The organism is Mesorhizobium album (genome assembly GCF_033977205.1).
GTDB classification, from domain to species: domain Bacteria; phylum Pseudomonadota; class Alphaproteobacteria; order Rhizobiales; family Rhizobiaceae; genus Mesorhizobium; species Mesorhizobium album.
In genome coordinates, this window is record NZ_JAVIIW010000013.1 from 83,973 (window position 1) to 97,534 (window position 13,562).

A 13,562-nucleotide genomic window follows, 5' to 3' on the forward strand; every position below is an offset into this window, starting at 1 on the left:
CCATAGGCGGCCGCAGCGGCGAGGCGGCGGGAAAGGCAAAGGACGGAGAGCTATGACCATCAATCTCAAGAAGCCGGACATCACCGAGCTTAAGCCACGCATCACCGTGTTCGGTGTCGGCGGCGGCGGCGGCAATGCGGTCAACAACATGATCACCGCCGGCTTGCGCGGTGTCGAGTTCGTGGTGGCCAACACCGACGCGCAGGCGCTGACGATGTCGAAGGCCGAGCGGCTGATCCAGCTCGGCGCGCATGTCACCGAAGGCCTCGGCGCCGGCTCGCAGCCGGAAGTCGGCCGCGCGGCGGCGGAAGAATGCATCGACGAGATCATCGATCATCTGTCCAACACGCATATGTGCTTCGTCACCGCCGGCATGGGCGGCGGCACCGGCACAGGCGCTGCTCCGGTCGTTGCCCGCGCGGCGCGCGAGAAGGGCATCCTCACCGTCGGCGTCGTCACCAAGCCGTTCCATTTCGAAGGCCAGCGCCGCATGAAGACGGCCGATATGGGCATCGAGGAACTGCAGAAATGCGTCGATACCCTGATCGTCATCCCCAACCAGAACCTGTTCCGGCTGGCCAATGACAAGACCACCTTCGCCGACGCCTTCGCCATGGCCGACCAGGTGCTCTACTCCGGCGTTGCCTGCATCACCGACCTGATGGTCAAGGAAGGCCTGATCAACCTCGACTTCGCCGACGTCCGCTCGGTGATGCGCGAGATGGGCAAGGCGATGATGGGCACCGGCGAAGCATCGGGCGAGGGCCGTGCGATGGCCGCCGCCGAGGCTGCGATCGCCAACCCGCTGCTCGACGAGACCTCGATGAAGGGTGCCAAGGGCCTGCTGATCTCGATCACCGGCGGCCGCGACCTCACTCTGTTCGAGGTCGACGAAGCCGCGACTCGCATCCGCGAGGAGGTCGATCAGGACGCCAACATCATCCTCGGCGCCACCTTCGACGAGGAGCTGGAAGGCGTGATCCGGGTCTCGGTGGTCGCGACCGGCATCGACAAGTCGGCGGCCGAAATCGCTGCAGCGCCGATCTCGATCCGCGCACCGCAGAAGCCGGTCGCCCGTCCCGCGGCGCCCGTTCAGGAAAGCCGTCCGGCACCGGTTCAGCAGCAGACTTACGAGCCGCGCGCGGTCGATCCGGTCGCCGAGGCGATCCAGCTTGCCGAGGCCAATGCCGCCGCGATGGCGCAGCCGCGTCCGGCGCCGGTCGACGACTTCCGGCCGCAGAGCAAGATCTTCCAGGCTCCGCCGGCCCAGCCTCAGCCGGCGCCGCAGCCTGTCGCCCAACAGCCGGTCATGCAGCCTGCGCCGCAGCGCGAGATGCTGCAGCCGGTGGCGGCAGCCCCGCAGCGCATGCCACGCGTCGAGGACTTTCCGCCCGTCGTGAGGGCCGAGGTGGAAGCCAAGAGCCGCCCCGCGGATCATGAGAACAGCGGACCGATGGGGCTGATCAAGCGCCTGACCAACGGCCTGACCCGCCGCGAGGAGGAGCCGGCCCGGCTCCAGCCGGCGCAGCCGCGCGAGCCGAAGCTGCGCCAGGCAGCACCGGAAATGCGCCGCCTTGCCAGCCAGGACCCGCAGCTCTACGCGCCGCGCCGCGGCCAGCTCGACGACCAGGGCCGACTCACGCCGCAGAGCCGCACCATCCAGGAAGACGACCAGCTGGAGATCCCGGCATTCCTGCGCCGCCAGGCCAACTGATCGACACAGCTGGCCGCTGATCGTTAACGATATATAACGGTTGTTAACAGGCAGACGAGAAGTCGTCTGCCTGTTGGCGTTAAAAGAGCTTATAAAACAAAGCGCTACGGGAGCCTTCTCGTTCAAGGTCGCGGTTACACGGGGTAAGAAACCGTGATTTGGAGTCTCCCGGACGGGCCATTATCTTCGCGTCGGACTAAAGTCGGTTTGCCGGGATTCGGGGAGTTGGCCCTGCCTGCCGATCATATCAGAGCCGCATGCCTTTGCTTGTTTCGCCGCATTTGTGCGGACGCTAGGTCATCCGCCTGGCTGGAAAATGCTCAAGAGGCCGACAAAGCGGACGCAGGCAGTTTGGGCTTATGGGGTTTGTCTTGCACGACTATCAGACGACAGTTAAAGCGCGCGTGACGCTGACCGGCACGGGCGTCCACAGCGGCAAGCCCGTCACGGTTCACTTCCTGCCGGCAGACGCCGACACCGGTATCGTGTTCCACCTTTCGAATGGCGGCGAGGGCCGCGAGTTCCGCGCGCTGGTCTCCGAGGTCGGCGCCACCGATCTCTGCACCATGCTCGGCGATCCGGCCGGCGAGCACATCGGAACAGTCGAGCATCTCATGGCGACTGTGTTCGGACTTGGCATCGACAACCTCATCATCGAGATCGACGGTCCGGAAGTTCCGATTCTCGACGGCAGCGCCGTGGCCTTCGTCGAGGCCTTCGACCAGGCGGGCATCGAGACGCTGGCTGTCAAACGCCGCTATATCCGCGTGGTCAAGCCGGTCCGCATTGAAGCCGGCGCGTCCTGGGCCGAGTTCCGCCCCTATGACGGCACGCGATTCGAGGTCGAGATCGACTTCGAGAGCCCGGCGATCGGCCGGCAGCTCTTTGCCTCCGACATCAACCCAGACATCTTCCGCCGCGACATCGCGCGGGCCCGCACCTTCGGCTTCATGAAGGATGTCGAGCGGCTGTGGGCCGCCGGCTATGCGCTCGGCTCGTCGCTGGAAAACTCGCTGGTCATCGGCGACGACAACCGCGTCATCAATGTTGGCGGACTGCGCTATCCAAACGAATTCGCCCGCCACAAGACGCTCGACGCCATGGGCGATCTGGCGCTTGCCGGCGCGCGCTTCATCGGCTGCTTCCGCTCCTATCGCGGCGGCCACCGGATGAACGCGGCAGCGCTTCGCCGCCTGCTGTCCGACCGCACGGCCTTCGAAATCGTCGAGACGAGGCGCCGCGAGCGTGGCCGCGTCGCCGAGATGATCGCCGTCAGCGGACCGGTCTACGCGCCCTGGGTGATCTGATTTTTAACCGTTTTCTGGCTTTGTATCGCAAGCTTGTGTTGCACGATTGCATCACAGGCCCGGTGAAATTGTGCAGCCTTGAGCACAGCGCCAAGCCGCCACAAAAATGTGCGATTGGCCGGACATAGCGTTGCCGGGCAAGGGGATAATGGTTTATGGCTGCGGCCCGGACCGAAACGACGCCGAAAGGGCGGAATCCAGACATGTTTTTTTCGCGAGTTGGTCAATCGAAGGCGCCATATCGGGCTGTTTTCCTGGCGTTTTCGTTGATTGCGCCGTCGCTGGTGCTGTCGGCCTGCATGTCGTCGGAGAAGGACGTCAATCTGGCGACCTATGTCGACCAGACCGAACCGGCAGACGTGCTCTACAACCAGGGCCTCGCTAACCTGAATGCCGGCCGCCTCGACGAGGCGAGCAAGAAGTTCGACGCCGTCGATCGCCAGCATCCTTATTCGGAATTCGCCCGCAAATCGATGGTGATGGGCGCCTTCGCCGACTATCGCGCCGGCAATTATGACGAGGCGATCGGCTCGGCCAAGCGCTATCTCACGCTCTATCCTTCGACCGACGACGCCCCCTATGCCCAGTATATCATCGGCTTGAGCTACTATCGCCAGATCAAGGACGTCACCCAGGACCAGAAGGAAGCGCGGCAGACCGTGCAGACCATGCAGGACCTGGTGACGCGCTGGCCGACCTCGGAATATGTCGATGACGCCAAGGACAAGATCCGCTTTGCCACCGACCAGCTCGCCGGCAAGGAGATGCAGATCGGCCGCTACTATCTCGAACGCCGCGAGTATATTGCCGCAGTCAAGCGCTTCCGCACCGTGGTCGAGAATTACTCCAACACGCGCCATGTCGAGGAGGCGCTCGCCCGCCTGACCGAAGCCTACTACGCGATGGGCCTGACCTCGGAAGCGCAAACGGCCGCGGCGGTGCTTGGCCACAACTATCCGGACAGCCAGTGGTACAAGGATTCCTACAAGCTCCTGCAGAGCAATGGGCTTGAACCGCGCGAGAATGCCGGGTCGTGGATCTCCAAGGCCGGGAAGCTGATTACCGGCGCCTGAAGCTTCGCTGATGCTGTCCAGACTGTCGATCCGCGATATCGTCCTGATCGAGAAGCTGGACATCGACTTCCTGCCCGGACTTTCGGTGCTGACCGGCGAGACCGGCGCCGGCAAATCCATCCTGCTCGATGCGCTGTCGCTGGCGCTTGGCGCGCGCGGCGACGCTTCGCTTGTCCGCCACGGCGCGGCACAGGGCCAGGTCATCGCCGTGTTCGACGTGCCTCGTAATCATCCGGCGCGCGCGCTGCTCGCCGACAACGACATCGAGGATGACGGCGATATCATCCTGCGCCGCGTGCAAACCGCCGACGGCCGCACCCGCGTCTTTGTCAACGACCAGCCGTCCAGCGTGACCCTGATGCGCGATGTCGGCCGCGCCCTGGTCGAGATCCACGGCCAGCATGACGAGCGCGCCCTCGTCGATCCCGGCGCGCATCGTGAATTGCTGGACAGTTTCGGCGGCCATTTGGGCGCCGTGCGCGGGACAGGCGAGGCCTGGCGCTACTGGCGAAGCTGCGAGCAGGAGCTGTCCAGGCATCGCGCCAAGGTCGAGGCGGCGGCGCGCGAGGCCGATTATCTCAGGGCCGCCGTCGCCGAGCTTGCGAAGCTCGATCCGCAGCCGGGCGAGGAGACCGAGCTCGCCGAATTGCGCGCGCAGATGATGCGCGCCGAAAAGATCGCTTCCGAGATCCACGATGCGCAGGACGTGCTGTCGGGACCGTCCTCGCCTCTGCCGCAGCTCGCCAGCCTGCTCAGGCGACTGCAGCGCAAGTCGGGTGAGGTGCCCGGCCTGCTCGATGACGTGGTGAAATCGCTCGACGAGGCGATGATCTCGCTCGACGCGGCGCAGTCCGGCGTCGAGACGGCGCTTCGCGCCACCGAATATGATCCGCAACGCCTTGAGAAGGCGGAAGAGCGGCTGTTTTCGCTGCGCGCAGCCTCACGCAAGCACAATGTCACGGTCGATGACCTGGCGCAGCTGCGCGACACGATGGCGGCCGACCTTGCCGACCTCGATGCCGGCGAGGAACGTCTGCACGGGCTGGAGAAGCAGGCGGCCGCGGCGCGCGAGGCTTACGATATTTCCGCGGCACAGCTTTCTTCGCTCCGTTACGCCGCCGCAGTCGGCCTGAGCAAGGCGGTGATGGCCGAATTGCCGGCGCTCAAGCTCGAGCGAGCGGAGTTCATCGTCGAAATGGTGAGTGACGCCGAAAGCCGCATGGAAGAGGGCATCGACCAGGTCGAGTTCTGGGTGCGAACCAATCCGGGCACCAGGCCCGGGCCGATGATGAAGGTCGCCTCCGGCGGCGAGCTCTCGCGCTTCCTTCTGGCGCTGAAGGTGGCGCTTGCCGATCGCGGCTCGGCGCCGACGCTTGTTTTCGACGAGATCGACACCGGCGTCGGCGGCGCGGTAGCCGACGCCATCGGCCAGCGGCTGGCCAGGCTTTCGAAGCGGGTGCAGGTGCTTTCCGTCACGCATGCGCCGCAAGTTGCGGCGCGCGCAGCAACGCATTTCCTGATCTCCAAGTCCGGCGGCAAGGACCGCGTCGCCACCGGTATTGCCGAAATGGATCGCGCGGCACGCCAGGAAGAGATCGCGCGGATGCTGGCCGGCGCCACTATCACCGACGAGGCGCGCGCCGCGGCCGAGCGATTGCTACGCGAAAATACGGCGGCAGCCTAGGCTGCGTCGATATTCAGGTGATGCCAGCCTGACCTGAATCTCAACACACCCGTACGCTTGATTTTCTGGCTTCGAAGGTTGAGTCAGCAGATGGCTGCATCTTGCTGTTCAGCAATGATTTCTTCGCAAGCCGACTCCCTTGCAGCGAATCCTGTTTTATAGTGGCGCGCCGCCAAGGCGCGTCGCGTAGCGTCGCGCTTTGGCTTGTTGTTCTTATGCATGTCGTCATCCCAAAACTGCAGCACACCTTTGGGCGACATGCATTGATCAGGGACTGATGCATGTCGGAAAAACCAGTCGAATCGCTGAGCGAGAGCGAGGCCGCGGAAGAACTGAAGCGGCTGGCGGCGGAGATCGCGGAGCACGACCGGCGCTACCACACCGAGGACGCGCCGACGATCTCGGACGCCGAGTATGACGCGCTGGCGCGGCGCAACCTTGCGATCGAGGAGCGCTTTCCCGATCTCGTGCGCGAGGATTCGCCGTCGCGCCGGGTCGGCGCGCCGCCGGCGGAAGGCTTTGCCAAGGTGCGCCACGCGGTGCCGATGCTCAGTCTCGGCAAGGCCTATACCGACCAGGATGTCGCCGATTTCATCGAGCGCGGCCGGCGCTTCTTCGACCGCGACAAGGATCTCGACATCGCCTTCACCGCCGAGCCGAAGATCGACGGGCTATCGGCGTCGCTGCGCTACGAAAACGGCGTGTTCGTGCAGGGCGCGACGCGCGGCGACGGTGCCGTCGGCGAGGATATCACCGCCAATCTGAAAACCATCGACGACATCCCGAAGACGCTGAAGGGCTCGGGCTGGCCCGAGGTCATCGAAATCCGTGGCGAGGTCTACATGACCTATGCCGAATTCGAGGCGCTGAAGCAGCGCTCGGCGGCTATCGGCGGCCAGGATTATGTCAATCCGCGCAACACCGCGGCCGGGTCGCTGCGCCAGAAGGACCCGGCGGTGACCGCCAGCCGGAATCTCAAATTCTTCGCCTATGCCTGGGGCTACACCACGGCGGATCCGGCTCCGACCCAGTACGATTCCGTGCAGAAGTTCAAGGAGTGGGGGTTCAAGGTCAGTCCGCTGATGGTGCGGGCGAAGTCCATTGACGAGCTCATCGCGCACTATCATCGGATCGAGGAGCAGCGCTCGTCGCTCGGCTACGATATCGACGGCGTCGTCTACAAGATCGACCAGCTCGAGCTGCAGCGGCGCTGGGGTTTTGTGACCGGCGAGCCGCGCTGGGCGGTGGCGCATAAATTCCCGGCCGAGCAGGCGATGACGACGGTCGAGAAGATCGACATCCAGGTCGGCCGCACCGGCACGCTGGCGCCGGTCGCGCGTCTGGCGCCGGTCACGGTCGGCGGCGTGGTGGTCGAGAACGTCACGCTGCACAACGAAGACTATATCAAGGGTTTCGACAGCAACGGCCAGCCTATCCGTGACGGAATTGACGTGCGCATCGGCGACACGGTGGTGATCCAGCGGGCAGGGGACGTCATCCCGCAGATCGTCAGCGTCGTCATCGACAAGCGGCCGGCGGACGCCGTGCCTTACGAATTCCCGCACACCTGTCCGGTCTGCGGCTCGCCGGCGACGCGCGAGATCAACGAGAAGACCGGCAAGGAGGATTCGCGCCGGCGCTGCACCGGCGAGCTGATTTGCGCCGCGCAGGCCGTGGAGGGGCTGCGCCACTTCGTGTCGCGCGGCGCAATGGATATCGAAGGACTGGGCGCGGAAAACATCGACCTCTTCTTCAATGCCGGGCTGGTGAAGACAGCCGCCGACATCTTCACGCTCAAGGATCGCCGGCCGGCCGTCACCAGGGCGCTGGCCGAGCGGCGCGAGGAGCAGGCAAGGCAGCGCGAGGCCGCATCGGGTAAGACGCGCAAGAATGTGCGCAGCGTCGAGCAACGCAACTACGAGGGCCTCGACAAGCTGTTCGCAGCCATCGACGCGCGCCGCGAGCCCGAGCTCGACCGCTTCATCTTCGCGCTCGGCATCCGCCATATCGGCGAGACGACGGCCGCGGTGCTCGCCCGCGAGTTCTCGACGATCGAGGAACTGATCCGCATCGGCAAGGAGACGGCAAAGGCGGAGAATCCGCATGATGTTTTCCCGTCGATCAACGGCATTGGCGATACGGTGATCGGCGCGCTGCGCGATTTCTTCGGCAACGAACGCAATGACGACGTGCTCGACGCGCTGCTGGCGCAAGTTCATCCGAAGCCGTATGTCATGGAGGTCTCGGCCGGCAGCGAGGTCTCCGGCAAGACGGTGGTGTTCACCGGCACGCTGGAAAAGATGACGCGCTCAGAGGCCAAGGCGATGGCGGAGCGGCTCGGCGCCAAGGTCGCTGGCTCGGTTTCGGCCAAGACCGATCTGGTGGTGGCGGGACCTGGCGCCGGCTCCAAGCTCAAGGTTGCGACCGACCTCGGCATCGAAGTGATCGACGAGGACACCTGGCTGCAGCGCATCGGCAGGAGCGGCTGATGGCCGGCGCGTTCAAGGGTTTTGGCGAGAAGGCGATACCGTTCCTGAAGGCGCTCGACTTCCATCAGAGCAGGGAATGGTTCCAGGAAAACCGCGACCTCTACCAGAGTGAACTGCATGAGCCGTTCTGCGATCTCGTCGAGACGCTGAGCGAGCGTTTTGCGGCAGCGGGGCTCGGCTTGCGCGGCGACCGCAAGCGGTCGCTCTTCCGCATCAATCGTGACGTGCGCTTCTCCAAGGACAAGCGCCCCTACAACCGGCATCTGTCGGCGATCCTGTCGCCCGACGGCACCAAAATGGAGCAGGGCGTCTTCTATGTGCATATCGGGCTCGAGAACTGCTTTGCCGGCGTCGCCTGGTGGCAGCCGGGCCCCGAACTGCTGCGGGCGATGCGCAAGGCGATCGTGACGAAGCCGGCGGCATTCCGCGCCATGGTGGCGGCGCTGAAGAAGGGCGGTCTCGCGCTCGATACGGAAGACTGTCTGAAGCGCGCTCCGCGCGGCTTCGAGGACGTGGGCGAAGACGATCTCGCCCAGGCCGTGCGCAACCGGCATTTTTTAGTCCGGCAAGAGATCGATCCGGCGGCGATTTACTCGTCCGCGCTGGTCGACGACCTCGTCGGCTTCACCTTGCGCGCCAAGCCGCTGCTCGATTGGGGCAGGGCGATCCAAGGCACGGCTGCCTGAGCCATTTAAGCGCTTGGCGATCAGTTCCGCTGGTCGTTGGCTCAAGCGAATTGGTGTGACAAGGAAGGCGACGCTCCCTACATCAGGCACCCCAAGGGAGTAGTCGGATGTCTGCGGAAGCAATCTTCGAAAGCCGTGCGAGAAGCGATTTCTGGGACGGCGTGCGGCTGTCGATGCCGGTCGTCGTCGCCTCGGCGCCGTTCGCGATCCTGTTCGGCGCGCTCGCCGTCGACAACGGATTTTCCGTGTTCGAAGCCTTTCTGATGAGCGCCATGATCTTCGGCGGCGCCAGTCAGATGGTCGGCATCGAGCTGTTCGGCCAGCATGTCGCGCCATGGCTGGTCGTGCTCTCGATCTTCGCGGTGAATTTCCGCCACGTGCTCTATTCCGCCGGCATCGGACGGCGCATCGCGCATTGGCCGGTGCTGCAGCAGGCGCTCGGCTACTTCGTGCTCACCGATCCGCAATATGCCATTGCCGAGGCCAAGGCAGAGTCCGGGCAGCCGGTCGGCTTCGTCTGGTATCTGGGGCTCGGCCTGCCGGTCTATGTGTTCTGGGTGGCCGAAAGCGCGCTTGGCGCGGTGTTCGGCAAGATGATCCCGGACACGCATGCGCTGGGCATCGATTTCCTGCTGCCGATCTATTTCCTCGGCCTCGTCATGGGCTTCCGCAAGCGGCCGCTTTGGCTGCCAGTGGTCGCCGCAAGTGCGGCCGCCTCGATCGTCGCCTACAGGACGGTCGGATCGCCCTGGCATGTTTCCATCGGCGCGATTGCCGGCGTGCTGCTGGCGGTGATCCTGCCGCCGCATCACAGCGGCGTGGGAGAGCGGCCATGAGCACGACCTTCTGGATCATCCTCGCCGGCGCTGTAGCCACCTATCTCACCCGCGTCGGCGGCCACCTCGTCATCTCGCGCTTCGAGACCATCCATCCGCGCGTCGAGGCAGGTCTCAACGCCGTGCCCGCGGCAGTGCTGACGACATTGGTGGCGCCGGAGCTCCTACATGCCGGACCCGCCGAATGGGCGGCGCTGATGGTCACCGCGATAGTGTCGCTGCGCGACGGCCTGATGGCGATGTTCTTGGCCGGGGCGGCGGTGCTGATTCTGGCGCGGCAGTTCGTCAGATAGAAATCAGATCTTGGCGTCGTGCGGCAGCGGCGCGGTGGCTTTCTCCAGCCAGGCCAGCGTCTCGCCGTCCACCATCGGGCCGATCTCGGCCAGCACACGCGCGTGATATTGGTCGAGCCAGTGCAGCTCGTCGCGGGTCAGCAGGTCGCTGCGGATGAGGCGCTTGTCAATCGGCGCCAGCGTCAGCGTCTCGAAGCCGTGCATGGCGATGTCGCCGCCCTCGATCTGTTCGGCCGGCGTCACCAGAACGAGGTTCTCGATGCGGATGCCGTAGGAGCCTTCCTTGTAGTAGCCTGGCTCGTTGGAAAGCATCATCCCGGCAAGCAGCTTCTCGGTGCCGGTACGGGCGATGCGCTGCGGGCCTTCGTGCACGGCAAGATAGGAACCGACGCCGTGGCCGGTGCCATGGGCGAAGTCGCAGCCATGCTTCCACAGCGCCATGCGGGCGACGGCATCGATTTCCGAGCCGCGCGTGCCGGCAGGGAAGCGCAGTGTCGAGATGCCGATCATGCCTTTCAGCACCAGCGTGAAGCGCTCGCGCATCTCCTCGGTCGGCTGGCCGATCGGCACGGTGCGGGTGATGTCGGTGGTGCCGTCCTGATACTGCCCGCCGGAATCGAGCAGGAACAGCTCGCCGGTTCGAAGCTTGCGGCTGGTGGCGCGCGACACGCGATAGTGCATGATGGCGCCGTTCGGGCCGGCACCGGAAATGGTATCGAAGGAAACGTCGCGCAGCGGCATCTGCGTTTCCTCGCCGGTCTGCCGACGCACCTCTTCAAGTTTGGTCACAACGTCGATCTCGTCGAGCGTGTCCGGCTTCTGCCGGTCGAGCCAGCAGAGCAGCCTGGCGACCGCAGCGCCGTCGCGGCGGTGCGCGGCGCGGCTGCCGGCGATCTCGGCCTGGTTCTTGGTGGCGCGCGGAATGCGGGCGGGGTCGGCCGCCGACACAACCTTGCCGCCATTGTCCTCGACCAGCATCCTCAGCTTCTCCGCCGCCAGAACTGGATCGAGCGCGATTTTTGCGCCGCCCTTGGCAAGTTTGGCTACCGCCGCTTCGAATTCGCCTGGATCATGCAGATCGGCAAGCTGGGTGAGATAGGCCGCGACCTGGCGCGAGAATTTGCGCTGGTCCATGAAGAGCTGGTGCTTGCCGTCGGCAGCGAGGATGGCGAAGCCGAGCGCCAGCGGCGTATGTGCGACATCGCCGCCACGGATGTTGAAGGCCCAGGCGATGGAGGAGGGGTCGGTCAGCATGGCATGGGTCGCCCCATCCTTTTTGATCGCGCTCGCTAGCCGCGCCAGCTTGTCCTTGGCGAGCTCGCCGGCAAAGGCGATCGGGTGGAGCTCCACCGGTGCGCGCGGCGGCTCCGACTGGTCTTTCCAGATGATGTCGATCGGGTTCCGGTCGAGCGGCACCAAGGTCGCGCCGGACTGCTCGGCCGCGGCCTTCAGCGCCTTGACCTCGCCAATGGTGTGCAGCCACGGGTCGAAGCCGAGCCTCGCGCCCTTGCCGAGATTGTCCTTGATCCAGCTGGGCGGCGGGTTGTCGATGAGGCTCTCGATGGTGAAGATCGAAAGGTCGACCTCATTGCGCACCTGCAACGTGTAGCGGCCGTCGACGAAGATGAAGGCGCGGTCGCGCAGGATGATGGCGACGCCGGCCGAGCCGCTGAAGCCCGTGAGCCATTTCAGCCGCGCCGAGCGGTCGGCGACATATTCGCCCTGGTGCTCGTCGGCGCGCGGCACCATTAAGCCGTCCAGGCCGTTCTCGGCCAGCCATTGGCGCAGCATCGCCACACGCGGCTTGCCGACAGCCGGATCGCCGGCAGAATCAAAGGTCTGGAACATTTTTTGACATCTCCTCGAGTGGCTTGCGGAGACCGTAGCGCATGACCTTGGAAACCGGAATCGATTTCGGCAGGGCCAGACGTTGCCTGCCCTCAGCGCTTGAGGTGGATCGTCACCCAGCCCTCGCGGTGCAAGGTGCGGACGTGGCGGAAGCTCTGGCCGACATAAGCCGAAATCACCGCGTCGCGCTGGCGCTCGAGAATGCCGGAGAGCACCAGCGAGCCGCCGAGCCTGATGTGCTTCGCCATCTGTGGCGCCAGCCGCATCAGCGGTCGCGCCAGGATGTTGGCGACGATCAGGTCGAAGGGCGCGCGCCTGGCAAAGATCGGATGGTGGAACCCGGGCGCCGTCACCGTCTCGACAAGGGCCTTCACGTGGTTGAGACGCGCATTGGCAGCGGCTACGCACACTGCGACCGGGTCGATGTCGGTCGCCAGCACCGGGATATGCGCGAGCTTCGCCAGCGCGATCGCGAGCACCGCGCTTCCCGTTCCAAGATCGAGCGCGTTGCGCGGATGTTCGCGCCGCACCACCTGGTCCAGCATTTCGAGGCAGCCGGCGGTGGTGCCGTGGTGGCCGGTGCCGAAGGCGAGGCCAGCCTCGATCTCGATGGCGAGATCGCCGCTATGGCGTTTTGCTCGATCGTGCGAACCGTGGACGAAGAAGCGGCCCGCGCGCACCGGCCTTAAGCCTTCGAGCGAGCGCGCCACCCAGTCGATGTCGGGGAGAGTTTCGCGCTCGACAGGCTTCGATAACGCGAGGCCCGCAAGGATGTCCCTTATGCGAGCCTCAATCGCATCGACATCGCCGTCGGCGTAGAGCGACACTTCGTGGATGTCGCTATCCTCGTCGACCTCCAGCACGGCAAGCGGCAGGCCTTCATCCTCGAAGGCGGCGTCCAGCGCTGCGAAGATGCGGTCGGCCTCGATCTTGCCGGCAGTGAAATGGAGCCTGGTCTGCGCCATCAAGCTTGGCCACCCGCTGCCAGCCGCTTCAGTTTGGCAATAGCGGTGTCGGCACTTTCGCCGTAAGCGATGGTGCCGGCGAACTCGCCCTTGGCGTTGAGCAGCAGCACAGAAGCCGTGTGGTCCATACTGTAGTTGCCATCGCCCGTCTCGACCTTCCTAAAGTATATGCCGAAGGCCTTGGCCATGGCGTGCACCTTGTCCGGATCGCCGGTAATGCCGGTGATGCGATCCGAGAGGCTGCTCACATAGGTCTTCATGACCTCAGGCGTGTCGCGCTCCGGATCCACTGTGACGAAATAACCACGGAGGTTCTTGCCATCATCGCCAAGAGTCTTCAGCCACCCGGCCATTTCGAAGAGCGTGGTCGGGCACACGTCGGGACAATTCGTGTAACCAAAGAAGACGAGGCTTGGATGGCCCCGTAACGCGGCCTCGGTGATCGGCGCGCCTTTCTCGTCGGTGAGCGCGAACGGCGCGCCATAAGGCTCGCCGCCATAATGGCCGCGGTACCAGTCGAAGGTGAGCCAGCCGATGCCTGCCGCCATCAGGACGAGAATGCCGATCAGGATTGAACGCATCATCAGTGGGTGTCCGTCGTGATTGCCGTGGCGCGCCGGATCGGGCGCTAGCCTGTTTCGACAACAGTTCTAGCGACTCGGCGCCG

The 13,562-nt window shown here is 64.9% G+C and carries 12 protein-coding genes; 8 read left to right on the plus strand and 4 right to left on the minus strand.

Going from position 1 to position 13,562, the window contains the following annotated elements; all coding sequences use genetic code 11:
* The first annotated feature begins 52 nt into the window (after positions 1 to 52).
* The 4 genes from ftsZ to recN all read left to right on the plus strand — a co-directional run bounded on the left by ftsZ (position 53) and on the right by recN (position 5,778).
* Positions 53 to 1,714 carry a cell division protein FtsZ gene (ftsZ, locus tag RFN28_RS13430; RefSeq protein WP_320287808.1) on the plus strand — a complete coding sequence of 554 codons (1,662 nt, stop codon included), beginning with the start codon at positions 53 to 55 and terminating at the stop codon, positions 1,712 to 1,714.
* Positions 1,715 to 2,073: 359 nt separating this feature from the next.
* Positions 2,074 to 3,021: a UDP-3-O-acyl-N-acetylglucosamine deacetylase gene (gene lpxC, locus RFN28_RS13435; RefSeq protein WP_320287809.1), complete on the plus strand. Its 948-nt coding sequence runs from the start codon at positions 2,074 to 2,076 to the stop codon at positions 3,019 to 3,021.
* A 203-nt stretch (positions 3,022 to 3,224) separates the two neighbouring features.
* Positions 3,225 to 4,094 carry an outer membrane protein assembly factor BamD gene (locus RFN28_RS13440; protein ID WP_320287810.1) on the plus strand — a complete coding sequence of 290 codons (870 nt, stop codon included), beginning with the start codon at positions 3,225 to 3,227 and terminating at the stop codon, positions 4,092 to 4,094.
* Positions 4,095 to 4,104: 10 nt separating this feature from the next.
* On the plus strand, positions 4,105 to 5,778 hold the full coding sequence (gene recN / locus RFN28_RS13445) for a DNA repair protein RecN (RefSeq protein WP_320287811.1): 1,674 nt from the start codon (positions 4,105 to 4,107) through the stop codon (positions 5,776 to 5,778).
* A gap of 83 nt (positions 5,779 to 5,861) precedes the next feature.
* On the opposite strand, the gene RFN28_RS13450 is transcribed toward recN, so the two are convergent.
* Positions 5,862 to 5,999: a hypothetical protein gene (locus tag RFN28_RS13450; protein ID WP_320287812.1), complete on the minus strand. Its 138-nt coding sequence runs from the start codon at positions 5,997 to 5,999 to the stop codon at positions 5,862 to 5,864.
* 60 nt (positions 6,000 to 6,059) lie between these two features.
* Here RFN28_RS13450 and ligA point away from each other — a divergent pair, with 60 nt between their 5' ends.
* From ligA to RFN28_RS13470, 4 genes are all read left to right on the plus strand, one after another.
* Positions 6,060 to 8,267, plus strand: coding sequence for an NAD-dependent DNA ligase LigA (gene ligA / locus RFN28_RS13455; RefSeq protein ID WP_320287813.1), 2,208 nt, complete (start codon positions 6,060 to 6,062; stop codon positions 8,265 to 8,267).
* Positions 8,267 to 8,953: a DUF2461 domain-containing protein gene (locus tag RFN28_RS13460; protein ID WP_320287814.1), complete on the plus strand. Its 687-nt coding sequence runs from the start codon at positions 8,267 to 8,269 to the stop codon at positions 8,951 to 8,953. Before ligA ends, RFN28_RS13460 begins: the two co-directional genes overlap by 1 nt.
* A 107-nt stretch (positions 8,954 to 9,060) precedes the next feature.
* Positions 9,061 to 9,789, plus strand: a complete 729-nt coding sequence (locus RFN28_RS13465) for an AzlC family ABC transporter permease (RefSeq protein WP_320287815.1) — start codon at positions 9,061 to 9,063, stop codon at positions 9,787 to 9,789.
* Positions 9,786 to 10,082, plus strand: coding sequence for an AzlD family protein (locus RFN28_RS13470; RefSeq protein ID WP_320287816.1), 297 nt, complete (start codon positions 9,786 to 9,788; stop codon positions 10,080 to 10,082). The genes RFN28_RS13465 and RFN28_RS13470 overlap by 4 nt, the downstream gene beginning before the upstream one ends.
* 3 nt (positions 10,083 to 10,085) lie before the next feature.
* Here the strand turns inward: RFN28_RS13470 and RFN28_RS13475 are convergent, their stop codons facing one another.
* The 3 genes from RFN28_RS13475 to RFN28_RS13485 all read right to left on the minus strand — a co-directional run bounded on the left by RFN28_RS13475 (position 10,086) and on the right by RFN28_RS13485 (position 13,479).
* The gene (locus RFN28_RS13475; protein WP_320287817.1) at positions 10,086 to 11,930 is read right to left on the minus strand and encodes an aminopeptidase P family protein; all 1,845 of its coding nucleotides are present in this window, start codon (positions 11,928 to 11,930) and stop codon (positions 10,086 to 10,088) included.
* 92 nt (positions 11,931 to 12,022) lie between these two features.
* A complete protein-coding gene (locus tag RFN28_RS13480) occupies positions 12,023 to 12,895 on the minus strand; it encodes a 50S ribosomal protein L11 methyltransferase (protein ID WP_320287818.1) in 873 nt (290 codons plus the stop codon).
* The gene (locus RFN28_RS13485; protein ID WP_320287819.1) at positions 12,895 to 13,479 is read right to left on the minus strand and encodes an SCO family protein; all 585 of its coding nucleotides are present in this window, start codon (positions 13,477 to 13,479) and stop codon (positions 12,895 to 12,897) included. The genes RFN28_RS13480 and RFN28_RS13485 overlap by 1 nt, the downstream gene beginning before the upstream one ends.
* Positions 13,480 to 13,562 lie beyond the last annotated feature (83 nt).